Below are 19,450 nucleotides of genomic sequence, written 5' to 3'. Positions count from 1 at the left end.
CGTCATTGGCATGGGCGAGTGCATTGCGGGAACGGGGTATCGTACCCGATCGCCATGCGACGGTCGCTCACCCGGACGGCAATCTCCTCGTCGTGCGTGACCAGCATCAGTGCCGCGCCGGTGTCCGCGCAGGCTTCGAGGATCAGCGCCAGGGTGTCCTGCTGCGTTACCGGGTCCAGCCGCGAGGTGGGTTCGTCGGCGAACAGGAAGGCCGGCGTCAGCAGCAGCGCGCGCAGCAGCGCAAAGCGTTGGAGTTCGCCGCCAGACACCGCGCCCGGCCGCCGCGCGAGCAGGTGCGGCGCCAGTTTCAGCCGTCTGAGCAGCGGCGCGATGCGCGTCCGGTCGATCCGGTGCAGCGCGGCCAGATCCTCCAGCGCGCGGCCAATGCTGGTATGCGGGGCGAACGCGCCGGCCGGGTCCTGATAAAGTTTTTGATAGCGCACTTTTGCGATCCCATCCGGCCGATGTACCGTGCCGCCGTCCGGTGCGACCAGCCCGAGCAGCACGTTGCCGAGGGTCGATTTGCCGCTGCCGCTGGGCCCGGTGACCGCCAGTCGCTCGCCGGCGTGCAGGGTCAGGTCGAGGGAACGGAACAAGGTCCGGTCGCCGAATTGCTTGGTCACGCCGCACGCGCGCAGGATGTCATCGCCACCGGGCGACGGGGCGGTCAGCGGCGGCCAGTTCGCTGGCTCGGCGGCCACCAGCGCGCGGGTATAGGCATGCCCGGGCGCACCGAGGACCGCCGCGGCGTCTCCCCGTTCGACCAGCTTGCCGTCGAGCATGACCGCCACATCGCCGCCCAGCGCACGGGCCACGGCGATGTCGTGCGTGATCGTCAGCAGCGCGCACCCTTCGCCGAGCGCCGCCTGCAGCCGGGCCACCAGTTCATCGCGCCAGACGCGGTCGAGGCCTTTGGTGGGCTCATCGACAATCAGCACCGGCGCGCCGCCCGCCCGCGTGATGGCGAAGGCCACCCGCTGCGCCATGCCGCCGGACAGCGTCGTCGGCCACGCCTGCGCCGCGTGGGCCATGCCCAGCCCGTGCAGGTCGTGCAAGGTACGGCGCCACGCCTGCGCGTTGCCGATCCCGGCCAGCGCATGCGTCTCCGCCAGTTGCCGGCCCACCCGCATGGTTGGATCGAGCGCGAACCACGGCTCCTGCGGCAACAGCGCCAGTTGTCGGCCCCACATCGCCCGCCGCGTGGCGGGGTCGGCGGCGTCGCAGCGGCGGCCATCGACCGTGAGGGTGCCGCCCGCGCGCAGGCCGCGCGGCAGCGTGCCCATCAGCGCATGCGCCAGCAGGCTCTTGCCGGAGCCGCTTTCGCCGAGCAGCGTCAGGGCGCGTCCGGCCTCCAGCGTGAACGACACCGGCGCAAGCAGCTGGCCGTCGGCGCTGTCCACGGTCAGCGCATCCACGGCCAGCAGGGGATGGGTGTCGATGCGGGTCATGCGTCGGCCTCCGCCGGCGCGCCGGTCGATACCAGCACCAGCCCCAGGATGGCGATCCCGAGCAGCAGGATCGGCCAGGCGATGATCCACGGCGCCTCCGCCGCATAAGGGAGCAATTCGGTCATCATCAGCCCCAGTTCAGCCGCCGGCGGCTGCGCGCCCAGGCCGACGAAGCCCATCGCCGCCAGCGCCAGCACCGCCGCGCCGGCGCCAAAACTCATCAGCGTGGCCAGCAGCGGCGCCAGCTCGGGCAGCAGATGCCGCCGCACGATATAGCCGGGACCGAAGCCGAGCAGCCGCGCCGCTTCCACATGATGGCTGGCCAGTACCACGCGCGCCGTGGCCCGCGTCACGCGGTAGTACTCGACCCACAGCACCAGCGACAGGCCGACATAGAGCGGCCAGTAGTCGCCCGGCGCGAACGCGCTCAGCAGCAACACCAGCAGCAGGCCCGGCAGCGCCAGCACCGCGTCCGCCACGGCGCCGGTCAGGCGCTCGGTCCAGCCGCCGCGCCACGCAGCCAGCAGGCCCAGCAGCGTGCCCGGCACGGCGGCGGACGCCACGCTCAGCAGCGCCAGCCCGAGCGACAGCCTTGCCGCGCTCGCCAGCCGCGCCAGCATGCTGCGGCCCAGATGGTCGGTGCCGAGCGGCTCGGCCAGTTGCGGCACCTGGAGAATGCCGTAGAGGTTCTGCTCGAACGGGGCGCGCGGCGCCAGCCAGGGGCCGACGATGGCGAACAGCGCCAGCATCAGCAGCAGGGCGGCGCCGGCTTTGCGGCGGGGATGCCAGGTCATCGGCCCCTCCCGATGCGCACGCGCGGATCGATCGCCGCGCAGGCCAGATCCACCAGCGTATTGAGCGCCACGAACAGCAGTCCCATGACCAGCGCCGTGCCCTGGATCATCGGCACGTCCCGCCCGAAGATCGCGTGAACCAGCGCATGGCCGATGCCGGGCCATGCGAACAGCGTCTCGATCACCACCACGCCCTCCACCAGAAAGACCAGTTGCACGCCGAGGTAGGCCACCAGCGGCACGGCGGCATTACGCACGCCGTGGCGCAGCAGCGCGGCCCGGTCAGAGAGCCCCTTGGTGCGCGCGAACAGGAAATACGGCGAGGCGGTCACCGTGGCCATCGCATCACGTGCCACGCGCATCGCCGTGGCGGCGAGGCCCAGCCCCAGCGTGAGCGCCGGAGCGATCAGCGAGCCGTGCGCGGCATCGCCGCCGGCTGGAATCAGGCCGAGTTGGACCGCCAGCACGGCCACCAGCACGATGCCGAGCACGAACGGCGGCAGCGCGCGCAGCAGCACGGACAGCCACAGCGTCAGCCGGTCCAGCCGGCCTGCGGGCCGCAAGCCCGCCGCAAAGCCGAGCGGCACGGCGATGGCGCACGACACCGCCAGCGCCGCCAGCGCCAGCGACAGCGTATGGCCCAGTTGATGGGCGATTTCGGCGGCCACCGGCGCGCCCGTCACCGCCGAGACGCCCAGGTCCATCCGCAGCAGGTGCCCCCACCACGCCACGAGGCTCTCGAACCACGGCAGGCCGAGTCCCAGCTCCATGCGCACCGCTTCGGCGGCCTGCGCGGTGACCATGTCGTAGCCATAGCGGCCGGCGGCGATCCGGAACGCCATGTCGCCGGGCAACAGCCGCATCATCAGGAAGCTCACCGTGCCGACCAGCGCAGCCACCACGAGCGCCTGCACGCCACGCTGGAGCACGATGCGGCCAAGCTGGCGCGTGGTGTCGCGCCGGAAGGTGGCGGTAGGCACGGCCACCGGGTCGGCGCCGGGCAACGCGGCGCGGGTCAGGTTTTCCATTGCAGTTGCGTCAGCCGGTAGGAACGTTCGAAGGGATCGATGGACACCCCAGCCAGCCGGGGGCTGGCCGCCAGCGTCTGGCGATACCAGACCACGGGGATCAGCGGCATCGCGTCGTGCAGCGTGTCCGCCACCTGCCGGCGCAGTGCCTCGGCGCGCGGGCCTTCCGGCGTGGACGGCAACGCGGCCAGCGCGGCCGTCACCGCCGGCGAAGACCAGCGCATCGGCCCCCAGTCGCCGCCCTGGCCCGCGAAGTCCTGCGCCACCGCACCGAAGGCGTCCGGCACCACGCCGAAGTTGCGCGCCAGCAGGCCCACCTCGAGCGTGCCGTCGCGATGCCCGAACGGAATGTCGCTCGAATTGCCCACGGCTACGCGCACCGTCACGCCCACCTGCCGCCACTGCTCCTGGATGGCGGCGGCGATGACCGGCAGCTCGGGCCGGTCCGGGAAGGTGCGCAGCGTCAGCGCGAGCCGATCCGGGCCGCGCCGCAGGACGCCGTCGGCATCGGGCCGGAAGCCGGCCTCAGCCAGCAGGCCGCGCGCGGCGGCAGGGTCGTAGGGCAGCGCGGGGAGTCGCGGATCGTGCCAGCCGGGCAGGGCGGGCGGGAACAACTGGCCTGCTGCCAGTGAAGGATCACGCAGGATGGCGCTGGCGATGCCGCGCCGGTCCAGCGCCAGTGCCAGCGCGCGGCGCACTCGCGCATCGGCCAGCAGGGGATGGCTGGCATTGAGCTTCAGCAGCGTGGTCCGGGGAATCGTCACGGCATGCACGGCCACGGCGCGGCCACGCTGGAGCCGTGCGATGCTGCCCGGGTCGAGTCCATAGGCCAGATGGGCTTGTCCGGCCTCGGCCATCAGCGCGCGCATCTCGGCGCGGCCCACTGACAGATACTCGGCCCGGGTCACGGCTGGCCGGGCGCCGTGCCATCCGTCGAACGCTTCCACGGCGAAGTGCTGCGGCGGCGCGAGTTCGGTCACGCGGTACGGGCCCGATCCGATGATCGCGCGCACCGTGCCGTCGGCGCCGAACGAGGCCGGCGCCAGCACCTGCGTGCTGCTATGGGAGAGCAACGCCGGCAGGGGGGCGAAGGGGCGCGTGAGCCGGATGCTTACCGCACCGGTTTCGGCATCGATCCCCGCGATCGGCGCCGCAGCCAGCACCCCGGCGGCATGGCGGGCGCGTCCGAGGGCGGCGACCACATCGGCGGCCATCACCGGCGTGCCGTCATGGAAACGCGCGCCCGGCCGCAGCGCGAAGCGCCATTGCAGGCCGTCTGGCGACATCTGCCAGCCGGCCGCCAGCCCCGGTACCGGCACGCCGGCCGGGGCGTAGTCGACCAGCGTCTCGGTGACCTGCATGCGCGAGAACAGGTAGCCGTTGCGCAGCGGATCGAGGCTGGACAGCTCCCACGGCCCGATCACGCGCAAGGTCGGCCGCGGCTGCGCGAACACGGCTTTCCCAGCGCCCACCGTCGACACAATCGGTGCCGCCAACGCAGCCTTCAGCAGCCGCCTGCGCTTCCCAATGTTCCCCATGGCGTCAGTAGCTGAGCCGCAGGCCCAGCCGCACCGTGCGGCCCGCGCCCGGCAGCACCCAGACGCTGCTGTAGGAACTGGCGTACCAGGTCTTGTCGAACAGGTTGTCCACGTTCAGCGTCACGCGCACCGTCTTGCTGTACTGCCAGTAGGCCAACAGGTCTGCCAGCGTGTAGGCGGGCAGCGAGAAGCTGTTCTGCGCATCGCCCGACCGTTTGCCGACGTAGCGCACGCCGCCGCCCACGCCGTAGCGCTGGCCGATGGGCGCAGCGTCCTCGTAGACCGCCATCAGGCTGCCGCTGGTGCGCGGGATGTTGAGCAGCGGCGTGCCGACGGGCAGCGTGCTGTCCTCGGTGATCTCGGCGTCGGTATAGGCCAGGTTGCCGCTCAGGCGCCAGTGCTTGCCGAGCTGCCCGGCCACGTCCAGTTCCACGCCCCGGCTGCGCGCCTCGCCGGCGGCCACCGAATAGGATGGATCGACCGGGTTCGCGGTCAGCACGTTGCGCTTGCGGATCTCGTACACCGCCAGCGTGCCGCCGATGCGGCGGTCGTCGCTGTCCACCTTCACGCCGGCCTCCACGGCGCGGCCGTGCTCGGGCGAGAACGCGTTGCCTGCGGCGTCGCTGCCGGCGTTGGGCCGGAACGAGCGGCTGGCGTTGGCGAACAGCGACACGTTGTGGCTGGCCAGATAGGTCAGCCCCACGCGCGGCGACACCGCCGTCTGGTGCTGGCTCGTCTCCGTGCCGCGCAGCCGGTTGTCGAGCGACTGGTTGAACGTATCGAAACGCACGCCCGCCAGCAGCCGCCAGCGCTCGCCCAGCCGCAACTGGTCCTGCGCATAGAGGCCGAGGCTGGTCTGGCGCTCGTAGGTGTCGGTGTTGGGGGCCAGCGCGGGCGGCGTCTGGCCGTACACGGGCCGATAGATGTCGATGGCGTAGGGCGCGGCGGCGCTGGGGTTGCGCCGCAGCTGCACCTGCGTATTGGCGAAGCGGTAGGTGTCGATGCCGACGATCACCTCGTGCCCGACCGGCCCGGTGTTGAACTTGCCGGTCACATCGGCCTGCAGCGACACATCGTCGGACTGATAGTCCCGATAGCGCCGCTGCCGCGTCAGCGTACGGTTGTCCGCCTGCAGCGCGCTCGCCTCGGTCGAATAGCCTTCCAGGCTGCCGCCGCGATAGGCCACGGCCAGCCGGCCCTTCCAGACGGGTGAGAACTGGTGCTCCACGCTCAGTTGGTGCGACTGGCTGTCCAGCCGCATCGCGCCGTCATTGGGCTCGCCCAGGAAGCGCGAGCGCGGCACCGCGCCGAGCCGTCCCTGCACCGCCACCACGCCACGGTCCAGCGGCGTGGTGAAGCGCTGGAATTCGCCCGCGTACTGGACGATGGTGTCGGCGCCGAGCATCCACGTCAGGGACGGCGCCACCAGATAGCGCTGGCTGTCGATGAAGTCCCGCGTGCTGCCCTGGTGGTCGGCCACGGCCACCAGCCGGCCTGCCAGCGTCTCGGTAATCGGCCCGGTGAGGTCGGCGGCGGCGCGGTAGCCGTCGCGGCTGCCCACCTGGAGATCGTAGGTCTGGCCGGGCTGGAAGCGCGGCTGCTTGGTGACGATGTTGAGGCTGCCGCCGGGCTCGCCGCTGCCATAGAGCGACGAGGTCGGCCCCTTCAGCACCTCCACGCGCTCGATGGTCGCGGCATCGCGCGGGGCGGTGAAACCCCGGTTTGCCGTGAAGCCGTTGACCAGATAGGCCGCGCCGGTGTTCTCGTTGCCGGAGAAGCCGCGGATCGCGTAGTTGTCCCAGAGGCCGCCGAAGCTGTTCTGGCGCGCCACGCCGCTCGCGTAGTCGAAGGTCTGGTCCAGCCGCGTGGCGCCGATATCGTCCAGCAGCGCGCGCGGCAGCACTCGCACGGACTGCGGCACCTCGCGCAGCGGGGTCTCGGTGCGCGTGGCGCCGCTGGCCAGCGCCGGCGCGTAGCCATCGTCCGCCTGGCTGACTACGGACACCTCGGGCAGGAGCGGGGCGTCGTCGGCCTCGGCGGCAGTGGCGGCCATGGCGGTGGTCGTGACAAGCGCGGCGTAGCGCAGCCGGTGGCGGCGAGCGGAAAAATAACGAGTTCGCATCGGAAAAGATGGTCGGCGAGGGAAAAGGGACAACTTCCTTTTTGCAACAGAATTGCATTATAGGGAAATTTGCGACGAATACGCCACCACTTTTTCCGCAGATCGACAGGCGAAACAACCGCAACAAAACTATTGAAAAGGCCCCCGAAAAAATTGACTTCAGCCGCGCGGGCCGGGGGCGTAGCCTGTGCGGATCCCTATCCTGACCGCCCCCATGCCCGAGCTGGCCGACCTCGTCACGCCTTCGCCGCCCTCGTGGATGCCGCAGACCATCGGCTGGCTCGTGGTGGGACTGGTCATCCTGGCCGGTCTTGCCTGGCTGGGCTGGCGCGCCGGGCGGCGCTGGTATGCCAATCGGCATCGACGCGCGGCGCTGGCGGAGCTGACGCGCTGGACGCCCCGGCTGGCCGGCGACGACCACGCCCGGGCGCAGGCCCTGCTGGCGCTGGCCGAACTGCTCAAGCGCGTGGCCTTGGCCGAATGGCCGCGCGAGGCCGTCGCGCCCTTGTCCGGCCCCGGCTGGCACCAATTCCTCCACGCCCACGCGGGCACCGCCGCCGACGCGGTGCCCGGGCTCGCCGCGCTGGTCGATGACGCCGAGTACCGGGGCGCCACCGTGCTGGCCGCGTGGCCGCCGCAACAGGCCCATGCCACAGCCGATGCCTGCCGCCGGTGGATCGCCGCCTACCGTCGGGATAGCCGGGATAGCCGGGAATTGCCACCCAACCGCCGATGATCGTCTTCGCCTATCCGTGGCTGTTCGTGCTGTTGCCCCTGCCGCTGCTGGTCTGGTGGCGGCTGCCGCCGTACCGGGAGCGCAGCGCCTCCGTGCGACTGCCGTTCTTCGAGGAAGTGGCCGATGCGGTCGGCCTGAAGCCGGCCACCGGCGCCCACGTGCCGCGCCGCAACCTCGTCCAGCGCGTATTGGCCCCGATTGCCTGGGCGCTGGTGGTCACGGCGCTGGCCCGGCCGCAGTTCCTGGAGCCCCCTCTATATAAGAAGGAGCCCGTGCGCGACCTGCTGGTGGCGCTGGACCTCTCCCAGTCGATGGACACCCGCGACTTCCGCGATACCGCCGGTGCGCTGGACACCCGCGTGCATGCCGTGCGCCAGGTGGTGGGGGATTTCGTCGCCCACCGCCCCGGCGACCGCATCGGCCTGATCGTCTTCGGCGACGCCCCGTACCCGCTCGCCCCCTTCACGCTGGACCACGCGCTGGTGCGCACGCTGATCGCGGACATGGTGCCGGGCATGGCCGGCGCCAGCACGGCGCTGGGCGATGCCATCGGCCTCGGCATCAAGCTGTTCGACAACAGCCACGCCGCCGAGAAGGTGATGATCGTGCTCACCGATGGCAACGACACCGCCAGCCGCATGCCGCCGGCGCAGGCCGCCGAGATTGCGCGCACGCGCGGGGTGGTGGTGCATACGATCGGCATCGGCGACCCGGCGGCCACGGGCGAGGCCAAGGTCGACCTGGATATGCTCAAGCGCATCGCCGGTAGCACGGGCGGGCGCTATTTCTTCGGCGCCGACCAGAACGCGCTGGCGGCGATCTACGCCACGCTGGACCGCGTCACCCCGCATCAGGAGAAGACCCTGAGCTGGCGCCCGCGCCGTGAGTTGTTCATGTGGCCGCTCGGCGTGGCGGTGCTGATCGTGCTGGGCTACCAGCTGGCGATGGCCGTCTACGCGCGCTGGACCTTCCGCGCCGCCCCACGCGCCTCCCGGGAGCCTGCCGCATGAGCGCGCTGTTCGAATCGCTCGCCCAGTTCCACTTCCTGCGCCCGTGGTGGCTGCTGGTGCTGCTGGCCGCCGCGTGGCTGCCGTGGGCGGTGGGGCGGCAGGGGGATGTGCGCCGGCGCTGGCGCGGCACCATCGCCCCGCATCTGCTCGATGCCCTCGTGGTGGGCGAGAAGCGCCGCCGCGCAGTGCGCCCCGTGCATGGGATTGCCGCGCTGCTGGCGCTGGGCGCCATCGCGCTGGCCGGCCCCACCTGGGAGCGCGAGCGCCCGCCGTTCCTGGCTGACAAGGCGCCGCTGGCCATCGCCATCGACCTCGGCACGACCATGGACGCCATCGACGTCAGTCCCACCCGCCTGGAGCGCGCCAAGCTCAAGGTCAAGGCGCTGCTGGCGCACCGCGACGGCGGCCGCACGGCGCTGTACGCCTACGCCGGCTCCACGCATATGGTCCTGCCGCTGACGGACGATGCGGACCTGCTCCAGACCTTCGTCGATGCGCTCCAGACCCGCATCATGCCGGTGCCCGGCAAGGACACCGCGCTGGCCGTGCGCACCGTCGACACGGCGCTCGCCAAGGAGCCGGTGCCCGGCACGATCCTGTTGCTGACCGATGGCGTGGAAGGCGGCGCCGCCAAGGCGATACAGGCGCAGCACGGCAGCCGGCGCACGCAGGTGGTGGTGCTCGCCATCGGCACGGCGGAGGGCGGGCCGCTGCGCGCGGGCGACGGCGCCGCGCCCGGGCTCGATGCCGATGGCCTGCACGCGCTGCGGGACAGCGGTATCCCGGTGGCCACGCTGACCACGGACAGCGACGCCGACGTGACCTGGGTGCAGCGCCATGTGCAATCGCATGTGGAGCAGACCCACGCCAGTGACACGCAGCGCTGGCGCGACGCCGGCTGGCCCCTGACCATCCCCATCGCGCTGCTGGCCGTGCTCTGGTTCCGCAAGGGCTGGTCCGTGCGATGGATCGCCGGGCTGGCCGTGGCGATGGCGCTTGGCGCGCCGCCTGCGCCTGCACAGGCTCAGGCTCCAGCCCAGGCCGAAGAGAAATCATGGACCTGGGCCAACCTCTGGCTTACCCCCGACCAGCAAGGCCGGCGCGCGTTCGAACGCGGCGATTACGCCACCGCCGCGCAGCGCTTCACCGATCCGATGTGGCGCGGCGTGGCCTACTACCGCAACGGCCAGTACGCGGAGGCCGCGCGCGCCTTCGGGCAGGTCAACACGACGGATGGCCAGTTCAACCTCGGCAACGCGCTGGCGCGGCAGGAAAAATATAAGGAAGCCTCGGCGCGCTATCGGCTGGTGCTGCAACAGCGGCCCGGCTGGCAGCCGGCGCAGAAAAACCTCGCGCTGATGACGCAGATGCTGGCGCGCAAGCCGCCCCCGCAGAGCGACGAGGAGTCGCCCGACATCCCGCCAGACAAGATTGTCGACGACCCGAGCAAGCCCCCGCCGCCGCCCAGCGACCAGACCCAGCAGATGGGCCGCGTGCAGCAGAACGCCGAGATGTGGATGCGGGCGATCCAGACCTCGCCCACGGAGCTGCTGGCGCGCAAGTTCGCGCTGCAGGAGGGCAAGCCATGAGCGGGTGCCGGATGCGTCACGCCGTGGGCGTGGTCCTGCTGTGTGCCGCTACGTTCGCCCACGCGGCCGGGCCCACTGTGCACGTGAAGGTGGTCGGGCCGCAGCCGGTGGTGGCGGGCCAGTCGGTGCAGGTGGAAGTCACCGTGCTCGCGCCGAATTTCTTCCTGTCCGCGCCGGCCTTCCCGGTGCTGCAGATCCCGGGCGCGGTGGTGACCATGCCCGACGACCGTGGCATCAACTCCACCGAGACCATCGACGGCGCCAGCTTCGCGGGCATCCGCAAGACCTACGTGGTCACGCCGCAGGGCGCCGGGGACTTCGCGTTGCCGCCCATCGAGTTCCGCTTCACCCACGCCGGGAGCGATGGCAAACCGCAGACGGCTACCGTCACGCTGCCGCCGACGACGATCCACGCCAGCGGGCAGGCGGGAAAGAGCGGGCAGGGCACGGCGACGCTTCCGGCTGGCGCGCTCCAGGTGACCCAGCAGTTCGACAAGCCCATCGACGAGGACACCAAGCTGCGCGCTGGCGACGCGCTGGTGCGCACCATCACCATCGTCGCGCCGGGCACCCCAGCGATGATGATCGCCCCGCCGGCCCCGCCCGCCCTGCAGCCGCCGCGCGGCGTGCGCCAGTTCCGTGCCGATCCGGTCCTGCAGGACGACGCCTCCGGTGGGCGCCGCATCGAAACCATTACCTATGTGTTCGAGGACAGCGGCCGCCACACCTTGCCGGCGGTGCCGGTGAGCTGGTACGACGCCGCCACGGGAAGGCGCGCGGCCTCGACGGCCCCGGCGGTGACCGTGAACGTGGCGCGCGCGGCACCCGGGCTGGGGCTGTCGCCGTCGGGCGGGCTGGCATGGCGCCCGCCGGCCTGGCTCGACGAGGTCGACTGGCGCATCACCGGCGCCATCGTCCTCGGGGTGCTGGCGCTGGGCTACGGGATCTGGCGATGGCGTAGGGGGCACGGTGCCGCCAGCGCCGCATGGCGCGCGCGCTGGCATCGCACCACGGAGACGTGCAGCAACCTCTGGCACCGCTCCGGCCTGCCGCCGCTGAATCCCGGCCAAGGTCCCGGCCAGGACTAGTTCTTTTCCGAAATCATTCAGATCGCACAAAAAAAGTTTGCATTCCTTTCGCTGCATGGAGCCTGCAAACTCCTCAGTGTTCACTGAAGTGCACTGGACGAGGGGTGGCATGTCACAGGGGCAGCGAGGGAAAGCTAAGTTGGGTGCGAAGGTGGCCCACGAATCCACATGGCGCGGCCGACTCTGGCTGGTGGCCCTGGCGGGCGCGATGGCGCTGGCTGGCGCGGGTGGCTCGTACTGGTATGCCTCGCGCAGCGGTCCAGGCGCGGGTGCGGGTGCATCGGCCGTCAAGCCGGGCGATGGCATCAGCGGGCCGCTCGGCATGGTCCATGTGCCCGGCGGCGAGTTCCTGATGGGCAGCGACCACAAGATGGCCCAGCCCAATGAACGTCCGGCCCACAAGGTGCGCGTGCCGGGCTTCTGGATGGACCAGCATCACGTCACCAATGCCGAATTCCGCAAGTTCGTCACCGCCACGGGCTACCTGACCACAGCCGAGCGCGCGCCTGACTGGGAGACCATGAAGGTCCAGCTTCCGCCCGGCACGCCGCGTCCGCCCGATAGCGCGATGGTGGCCGGCGCGATGGTCTTCGTCGCCACCAATGGCCCGGTGCCGCTGCGCGAGAACTGGCGCTGGTGGCGCTTCGTGCCCGGTGCGGACTGGCGCCATCCCACCGGCCCCGGCAGCAGCATCGAGGGCAAGGACGATCATCCCGTGGTGCAGGTGTCCTATGAGGACGCCGAGGCCTACGCCAAATGGGCCGGCAAGCGCCTGCCGACCGAGGCCGAGTGGGAATTCGCGGCGCGCGGCGGGCTGGAGCAGGCCACCTACGCCTGGGGCGACCAGTTCGCGCCCGATGGCCGCCAGATGGCCAACGTCTGGCAGGGCCAGCAGGTGCAGCCGTTCCCGGTGGTCAGCGCCAAGGCCGGCGGCGCGGCGGGCACCAGCCCCGTGCGCACCTTCCCGGCCAACGGGTACGGGCTCTATGACATGACCGGCAATGCGTGGCAGTGGGTGGCCGACTGGTATCGCGCCGACCAGTTCCGCCGCGAGGCCGCCGAGATGAAGACCGTGGTGCTCAACCCGGCCGGCCCCCGTGACTCCTGGGACCCGAGCGAACCCGGCGTGCCCGTGAAAGCGCCCCGGCGCGTCACGCGCGGCGGCTCCTTCCTCTGCAACGAGGACTTCTGCCTGAGCTACCGCCCCAGTGCGCGGCGCGGCACGGACCCGTACACCAGCATGTCGCACCTCGGCTTCCGGCTGGTGATGGATGACAGCCGATGGACGGCCCTGCGCAAGCAGCCGGCCACCGCGATGCAGCCTCCCCAGGACAGCGCGACCTCGCTGTCCGCCCAACTTTCCTCAACCGGAGTCAATCGATGAACGCGAAAGGACTTCCCTCGCAGCGGGCTACGGCGCGCCGCTGGCAACTCGCGGCCACGGCCGTCGTCGCGGCGCTCGCGATAGCGGGCTGTAAGCGGGCCGATGAGAACAAGCCTGCCGAGACGCAGGCCCCGGCCGCCCCGGCTGCTCAGGCCCCGGCCCCGGCAGCGCCGCCGCCCGTGACATCGACGACACCTGCCCCCACCACCCCCGTCCCGGCCACCGCCCCGGCGCAGGGCGCCTCGCCGGTGGCCGCCGCCCCGGCTGGCGCACGCAGCGGCAAGCCCAACATCGTCGTGATCTTTGGCGACGATGTTGGCCTCGGCAACGTCAGCGCGTTCAGCCACGGCGTGGTCGGCTACAAGACGCCGAACATCGACCGCATCGCCAAGGAAGGGATGATGCTGACCGACTACTACGCCGAGAACAGCTGCACGGCGGGCCGCTCCACCTTTATCACCGGACAGACCGTGTTCCGCACCGGGCTCTCCAAGGTGGGCCTGCCAGGCGCGCCGGTGGGCCTGCAGGACCGCGACATCACCATCGCCCAGGCCCTCAAGCCGCTGGGGTACAACACCGCGCAGTTCGGCAAGAACCACCTGGGCGACCAGGACCGCTTCCTGCCCACCAAGCACGGCTTCGACGAGTTCTTCGGCAACCTGTACCACCTGAACGCCGAGGAGGAACCCGAGCGCCCGTACTGGCCCAAGGACAACCCCGACTTCCTCAAGTACTACAACCCGCGCGGCGTGATCCACAGCACCGCGGACGGCAAGATCGAGGACACCGGGCCGCTGAACCGCAAGCGCATGGAGACCATCGACGACGAAACCACCGGCGCGGCGATCCAGTACATCCAGAAGCAGGCGCAGGGGGACAAGCCGTTCTTCCTGTGGATGAACTTCACGCGCATGCACCTGTTCACGCACGTGCGCCCCGAGTACCGCGGCAAGGCCGGGCTGGGCGGCGGCCACGAGTACGCGGACGGCATGTGGGAGATGGATCAGAACGTGGGCAAGCTGCTCAAGTCGATCGATGACGCCGGCATCACCAACAACACCATCGTGGTCTACACCACGGACAACGGGCCGAACTTCTTCACCTGGCCGGACGCCGCCAATACGCCGTTCCGTAGCGAGAAGGATTCGAACTGGGAAGGCGCCTACCGGGTCCCCGCGATGATCCGCTGGCCGGGGAAGATCCAGCCGGGTACGGTTTCCAACGGGCTGATGTCCGGGCTCGACTGGTTCCCCACGCTGCTGGCCGCCGCCGGTGACGGCGACGTCAAGGATCGCCTGGTCAAGGGCACCACGCTGGGCGGCAAGAGCGCCAAGGTCCACCTGGACGGCTACAACCAGTTGCCGATGCTGACTGGCCAGACCGAGAGGAGTGCGCGCAACGAGTTCTTCTACTTCAACGACGATGCCGAACTCGTGGCCATGCGCTATGACGTGCTCACGCAGGGCGCCACTCAGCCCACCGCGTGGAAGGTGGTGTTCTGCGAGCAGCGGGCGCGGGGCGGTTTCGAGGTCTGGAAGGAGCCGTTCACCTGCCTGCGCGCGCCAAAGTACTTCAACCTGCGCATGGACCCCTACGAGCGCGCGGACACCGGGCCGACCAATCTTTACCACCAGCTCGAAACCGAGAACCCGTACCTGTTCATCGAGGGTAACCGGCGCGCCATCCAGTTCCTGCAGACCTTTGTCGACTATCCGCCCAGCCAGTTGCCGGCCAGCTTCACGATTGACCAGGCCGAGGCAAGCGTGAAACGCAAGGTGGCCGAGCAGATGGCCAAGGCACAGTCCGCCCAACCGCAGAAGAAGTGACGGCGGCGGACCGGAAGCTGGAACCCGCCATGGGCGCGCGCCAGAGTCGTGGCACGCGCACCGCCGCCCAGGCGGCGGTGCGGGCCGGCACGGCCTGGCGGGTGCCCGCCGCGCTGCTGGTCCTGTCCGGCGCAGCCGGGCTGGTCTATCAGGTCCTGTGGGTCAAGCAGCTCTCGCTGGTGCTCGGCGTGGATGTGCACGCCGTCACCGTCGGCGTCAGCGCGTTCTTCGCCGGGCTGGCGCTGGGCGGCTGGACCATTGGCCGATGGGCCGACCGCGCCGCTTCGCCCTGGCGGCTCTACCTGTGGCTGGAATGCGCGATTGCCGTGCTGGCGCTGGGCGCTACCCTGGCGCTGGCCCACGCGGCGGCGCCGTTCGCGTGGCTGGAAACCCGCGCCGGCATCGTGGCGTGGGCCTTGCCCGTGCTGCTGGTGGCCCTTCCGGCCGTGGCCATGGGCGGTACCATGCCCGTGCTGCTGCGCGCGATCCGTCCTTCCGGAGAACTTGGCGCCCATGGCGGGCGGCTCTATGCCGCCAATACCGCCGGGGCGATTGCCGGCACGCTGCTGGCGGCGTTCGTCGCCATTCCGCTGCTCGGTGTGTTCGGCAGCGCCTGCGCGGCGGCAGGGCTGAACCTGCTGGCTGGTGCCGGGGCGCTCTGGCAGAGCCGGCGCGTGCAGGCCGTCGCTGTTGCCTCTCCTTCGCCATCCATCGCACCTGCCACGGGCACCGCGCAGCGGCGGCTGGCGCTGGGGCTCTACGCCGTGGCGGGCGGCATCGCGCTGGGCTATGAAGTGGTCTGGTCGCAGGCCATCGTCCAGTTCCTGAGTACGCGGGCGTTTGCCTTCGCGGTGGTGCTGGCGACTTATCTGGCCGGGCTGGTGCTCGGCAGCGCGCTGGTGGCGCGCCGCGTGGACCGTTCGCGTGACCCGTGGAGTGCCTTCGCGCTGCTGGTGGTCGGGGCGGGGCTGGTGGCGCTGGTCGAATTCGCGTGGCTCGGGGAATGGCTGCCGGCCCTGCAAACCGCCGCCTACGCGCGGGTGCTGGAGGGCACGGGCAACCTGCTCGCCGCCTCCAGCGTGCGCTTTGCCGTGGCGGCGCTGTGCATCGTCTTCGTGCCCACCGTGCTGCTGGGCGCGGCGTTTCCGTACGCGGTGCGGCTCTCGGTCGATCCGGCACGGGTCGGGGCCGGGCTGGGCGCCGTGCTGGCGCTCAACACGCTGGGCGGCATCGCCGGATCGGTGCTGGCCGGCGTGGTGCTGGTGCCGTGGATTGGCGTGGTGCATACGCTGGGCGTGCTCGCTGCCGCCAGCGCGCTGGTAGCCGTGCTGGCGATGGCCTTTGGCGATGGCGTCACGCGTCGCGCCCGCGTGGCGATTCCGCTGCTGGCCGTGATCACGCTGATGGTGGCCGTGGCCACGCCCGCAGACCGGCTGGCTCGCCTGCTGGCGCAGGCGCGTGGCGGCGAACTGGTGTTCTACGAAGAAAGCCGGGGCGCCACGGTGGCTGTCGTCGAGCAGTCCAAGGGCACGCAGAGCTTCCGGCGGCTCTATATCCAAGGGGTGTCGAACTCGGGCGATACCATGACGTCGCTGCGCTATATGCGCCTGCAGGCGCTGTTGCCGCTGATCGTCCACAACGGCACGCCGCGCTCGGCGCTGGTGATCGGGCTCGGCACCGGCATTACCGCCGGCGCGCTGCTCCAGTACCCGGGCCTCGAACACCGCGTGGTGGCGGAGCTGCTGCCAGCCGTGGTGCGCGCCGCGCCGAACTTCCGGGGCAATTTCGACGCCAGCCACGACAAGCGCATCGACATCCGCCTGCGCGACGGCCGCCGCGAACTGCTGCAGGGCACGCAGCGCTACGACCTCGTCACGCTGGAGCCGCCGCCGCCGTCCGCGAGCGGCGTGGTCAACCTCTATTCGCGCGAGTTCTACCAGTTGGCCGCCAGCCGCCTGCAACCGGGCGGCATCGTCGCCCAGTGGCTGCCGCTGCCGACCCAGAACCGCGACGACACCCGCTCGCTGGTGCGCAGCTTCCTCGACGTCTTCCCGCATGCCTCGCTCTGGACTACCGAACTCCACGAGATGCTGCTGGTGGGCTCGGCCGAACCGCTGAAGCTCGATGCGCCGACGATCGCCGCCCGCTTCCAGCAGCCCGAAGTCGCCAGCGCGCTGCGCGCCGTCGGCGTGGCCTCGCCGGCGGCACTGCTGGCCACCTACATTACGGACCGCGATGGCCTCGACTGGTTTGCCGGCGATGCCCCCGCCGTGACCGACGACCGCCCGCGCATCGAGTACACCGGCTGGGTGCGCCAGAAGGCGTTCGTGCCAGTGCTGCGCGAGCTGCTGGCGCTGCAATCGGACCCGCCGCTCACCGGCGGCGACGATGCCCTGCAACAGGCGATCCGCCGGGAGCGCGACAACCTCCAGACCTTCTACGCCGCCGGCCTGGACGCCTACGAGGGCAACCGGCAAGCCTGGAGCCACCACATCACCGAAGCGATCCAGGCCGACCCCGACAATCCCTACTACCGCTGGTTCACCGGAGGCGGCCGATGAGTGCCCGCGACGACATCCTCACGCTGCAGGCCCGCATGGGCGAGTCCATCGTCGGGCAGGCGCGCATGATCGAACGGCTGCTGCTCGGCCTGCTGGCGGATGGCCACCTGCTGGTGGAGGGCCTGCCGGGGCTGGCCAAGACCCGGGCGATCAAGAGCCTTGCGCGCCATCTGGACGCGCGGCTCTCGCGCATCCAGTTCACGCCCGACCTGCTGCCGGCCGACATCACCGGCTCCGATATCTATGTGACGGACGCCGGCCGGGGCGACTTCCGCTTCCAGGCCGGGCCGATCTTCGCCAACCTGATCCTCGCCGACGAGGTCAACCGCTCGCCCGCCAAGGTGCAGGCCGCGCTGCTAGAAGCCATGGAGGAGCGGCAGGTGACCGTGGGGGGCCAGACGCACAAGCTCGAGCCGCTGTTTCTGGTCATGGCGACGCAGAACCCGATCGAGCAGGAGGGCACTTATCCGCTGCCCGAGGCGCAGATGGACCGCTTCCTGATGCATGTGAACGTGGGCTACCCCGAGGCCAGCGCGGAGGCCGAGATCATCCGGCTGGCGCGCAGCGAGGAAGCGCCGCCGCCGCAGGCCGCTGGTGGCGCCACGGCGGACAAGCTCTCGCCCGAGTCCGTGTTCGCGGCGCGGGCGGCCATCCACGGCATTGCCGTCAGTGAGCCGGTGGAGCGCTATATCGTCGCGCTGGTGCAGGCCACGCGTGACCCGGGCCAGTTCGACGATGACCTCAAGCGCTGGATTCAGGTGGGCGCGAGCCCGCGCGGGTCGATCGGGCTGGACAAGGTGGCGCGCGCCATCGCCTGGCTGCGCGGGCGCGATCACGTGACCCCGGACGATGTGCAGGCCGTGGTGCACGACGTGTTCCGCCATCGGCTGATCCTGTCCTACGAGGCCCACGCCGCGTCCGTCAGCGCCGATGCGGTGATCGACCGCCTGCTGCAACGCGTGGCCGTGGCCTGACAGCCACCCCACCATGCCGCGCGACTTCGCCGCCCGCGACCGAGCCGCCACCGGTGCCGGCGCGGCCCCCTCGACCGCCACGCCGGGCGTCAACGTCGACATGAACGCGCTGGCCGCCCTGGAGGCCACGGCCCGCGACTTCCACTTCCGCACGCGCCAGCCGGTGCACAGCCTGCTGTCCGGCCGGCACGGCTCACGGGTGCGCGGGCGCGGGCTGGCCTTCGAGGAGGTGCGCGGCTACCTGCCCGGCGACGATGTGCGGACCATGGACTGGCGCGTGACGGCGCGCACCGGCAAGCCGCACGTGCGCGTCTATGCCGAGGAGAAGGAGCGCCCGGTGCTGCTGGTGGTGGACCAGCGCATGAACATGTTCTTCGGCAGCCGGCGCGCGATGAAATCGGTCGTGGCGGCAGAAGTGGCCGCACTGGCCGCGTGGCGCATCGTGGCCGATGGTGATCGCGTCGGCGGCATCCTGTTCGGCGATACCGACCTGACCGCCAGCGCGCCGCGCCGCAGCCGGGATGCCGTGCTGCACCTGCTGGGCGATCTCGTCGCCCATAACCGCCGCCTGCATGCCGAGGCAACCGCCCGGCGCGGCGCCGACCAGTTCAACGCAGCGCTGGAGCGCGCGGTGCGGCTGGCGGGCCACGACCATCTCGTCATCGTCATCAGCGACTTCGACGGCGCCGACGACCGCACGCGCCGGCTGATGCTGGCGCTGCGCAGCCGTAATGACGTGCTGTCGGTGCTGGTCTACGACCCCTTCCTGCTGGAGTTGCCCGATTCCGGCCACCTCGTGGTCAGCGACGGCGAGCTGCAGGTGGAACTGGGCTTCGGCCGCGCCACGCTGCGCGACCAGATCGGCAGCTTCGCCAGCCAGCACAGCCAGGCGCTGTTCGACTGGCACCACGGCATTGGCGTGCCGCTGCTGCCGGTGTCCGCCGCCGAGGACGTGGCGGTGCAGTTGCGGCGGCTGTTGGGGTAGCTAGCACGCGCAACGCGATAGCCATATGCGACAAGTCTCATTTTTGCGGGACGGTCGACCTTCGACAAGAAACGGCTGAATAGTCGGGCAAGGCCGTTTTCCCCCCATGGAAAAGTGTTTACCGTGCAGCGCGCGGGGCGTCGCATCGCCCCTGCCGCCAGTTCAAACACGCGAACCTTGGGGACCTGACGTCTATGGCCATCGAAAAGACATGCGGCTACTGCGACAAGCGTGGCCTGCTCATCCTGCCCGTGCGCTATGCGATAGCACCCATCGACATGGGGCTACCGGCGGTCACCGCGCCACTGAAGGTGGAAGACACCGCCCGTAGCGTCGGCAAAGGCCAGAAGCAGGACCTGCAGGACCT

Annotated in this window: 14 protein-coding genes; 9 read left to right on the top strand and 5 right to left on the bottom strand. The window is 70.8% G+C overall.

What is annotated here, in order from left to right:
* Window positions 1-2: 2 nt before the first annotated feature.
* The 5 genes from AC1DP9_RS20815 to AC1DP9_RS20795 form a co-directional block, all read right to left on the bottom strand.
* Window positions 3-1,448 carry an ABC transporter ATP-binding protein gene (locus AC1DP9_RS20815; RefSeq protein WP_477108360.1) on the bottom strand — a complete coding sequence of 482 codons (1,446 nt, stop codon included), beginning with the start codon at window positions 1,446-1,448 and terminating at the stop codon, window positions 3-5.
* Window positions 1,445-2,242: an ABC transporter permease gene (locus AC1DP9_RS20810; protein ID WP_092296516.1), complete on the bottom strand. Its 798-nt coding sequence runs from the start codon at window positions 2,240-2,242 to the stop codon at window positions 1,445-1,447. The genes AC1DP9_RS20815 and AC1DP9_RS20810 overlap by 4 nt, the downstream gene beginning before the upstream one ends.
* A complete protein-coding gene (locus tag AC1DP9_RS20805) occupies window positions 2,239-3,270 on the bottom strand; it encodes an ABC transporter permease (protein ID WP_477108359.1) in 1,032 nt (343 codons plus the stop codon). The genes AC1DP9_RS20810 and AC1DP9_RS20805 overlap by 4 nt, the downstream gene beginning before the upstream one ends.
* Complete coding sequence (locus AC1DP9_RS20800; RefSeq protein ID WP_477108358.1) at window positions 3,258-4,724, bottom strand: ABC transporter substrate-binding protein; 1,467 nt, start codon at window positions 4,722-4,724, stop codon at window positions 3,258-3,260. The genes AC1DP9_RS20805 and AC1DP9_RS20800 overlap by 13 nt, the downstream gene beginning before the upstream one ends.
* A gap of 88 nt (window positions 4,725-4,812) precedes the next feature.
* Window positions 4,813-6,930 carry a TonB-dependent siderophore receptor gene (locus AC1DP9_RS20795; RefSeq protein ID WP_477108357.1) on the bottom strand — a complete coding sequence of 706 codons (2,118 nt, stop codon included), beginning with the start codon at window positions 6,928-6,930 and terminating at the stop codon, window positions 4,813-4,815.
* 187 nt (window positions 6,931-7,117) lie between these two features.
* On the opposite strand from AC1DP9_RS20795, the gene AC1DP9_RS20790 reads away from it, so the two are divergent.
* From AC1DP9_RS20790 to AC1DP9_RS20750, 9 genes are all read left to right on the top strand, one after another.
* A complete protein-coding gene (locus AC1DP9_RS20790; protein ID WP_477108356.1) occupies window positions 7,118-7,666 on the top strand; it encodes a DUF4381 domain-containing protein in 549 nt (182 codons plus the stop codon).
* Complete coding sequence (locus tag AC1DP9_RS20785) at window positions 7,663-8,676, top strand: vWA domain-containing protein (RefSeq protein WP_477108355.1); 1,014 nt, start codon at window positions 7,663-7,665, stop codon at window positions 8,674-8,676. Before AC1DP9_RS20790 ends, AC1DP9_RS20785 begins: the two co-directional genes overlap by 4 nt.
* A complete protein-coding gene (locus AC1DP9_RS20780) occupies window positions 8,673-10,265 on the top strand; it encodes a vWA domain-containing protein (RefSeq protein ID WP_477108354.1) in 1,593 nt (530 codons plus the stop codon). The genes AC1DP9_RS20785 and AC1DP9_RS20780 overlap by 4 nt, the downstream gene beginning before the upstream one ends.
* Window positions 10,262-11,353, top strand: coding sequence for a BatD family protein (locus tag AC1DP9_RS20775; protein ID WP_477108353.1), 1,092 nt, complete (start codon window positions 10,262-10,264; stop codon window positions 11,351-11,353). The genes AC1DP9_RS20780 and AC1DP9_RS20775 overlap by 4 nt, the downstream gene beginning before the upstream one ends.
* A 208-nt stretch (window positions 11,354-11,561) precedes the next feature.
* The gene (locus AC1DP9_RS20770; RefSeq protein ID WP_477108416.1) at window positions 11,562-12,737 is read left to right on the top strand and encodes a formylglycine-generating enzyme family protein; all 1,176 of its coding nucleotides are present in this window, start codon (window positions 11,562-11,564) and stop codon (window positions 12,735-12,737) included.
* Window positions 12,734-14,563: an arylsulfatase gene (locus tag AC1DP9_RS20765; protein WP_477108352.1), complete on the top strand. Its 1,830-nt coding sequence runs from the start codon at window positions 12,734-12,736 to the stop codon at window positions 14,561-14,563. The genes AC1DP9_RS20770 and AC1DP9_RS20765 overlap by 4 nt, the downstream gene beginning before the upstream one ends.
* Before the next feature lie 29 nt (window positions 14,564-14,592).
* Window positions 14,593-17,124: a fused MFS/spermidine synthase gene (locus AC1DP9_RS20760; protein ID WP_477108351.1), complete on the top strand. Its 2,532-nt coding sequence runs from the start codon at window positions 14,593-14,595 to the stop codon at window positions 17,122-17,124.
* Window positions 17,121-18,098, top strand: a complete 978-nt coding sequence (locus AC1DP9_RS20755; RefSeq protein WP_441645646.1) for an AAA family ATPase — start codon at window positions 17,121-17,123, stop codon at window positions 18,096-18,098. Before AC1DP9_RS20760 ends, AC1DP9_RS20755 begins: the two co-directional genes overlap by 4 nt.
* A 13-nt stretch (window positions 18,099-18,111) precedes the next feature.
* Window positions 18,112-19,083 (top strand): DUF58 domain-containing protein, encoded by a 972-nt coding sequence (locus tag AC1DP9_RS20750; RefSeq protein WP_092296487.1) that lies wholly within the window; start codon window positions 18,112-18,114, stop codon window positions 19,081-19,083.
* The last annotated feature ends 367 nt before the right edge of the window (window positions 19,084-19,450 follow it).

It is taken from the genome of Cupriavidus sp. 01L43 (assembly GCF_056399925.1).
This window is presented reverse-complemented; position numbering and strand designations above follow the sequence as displayed.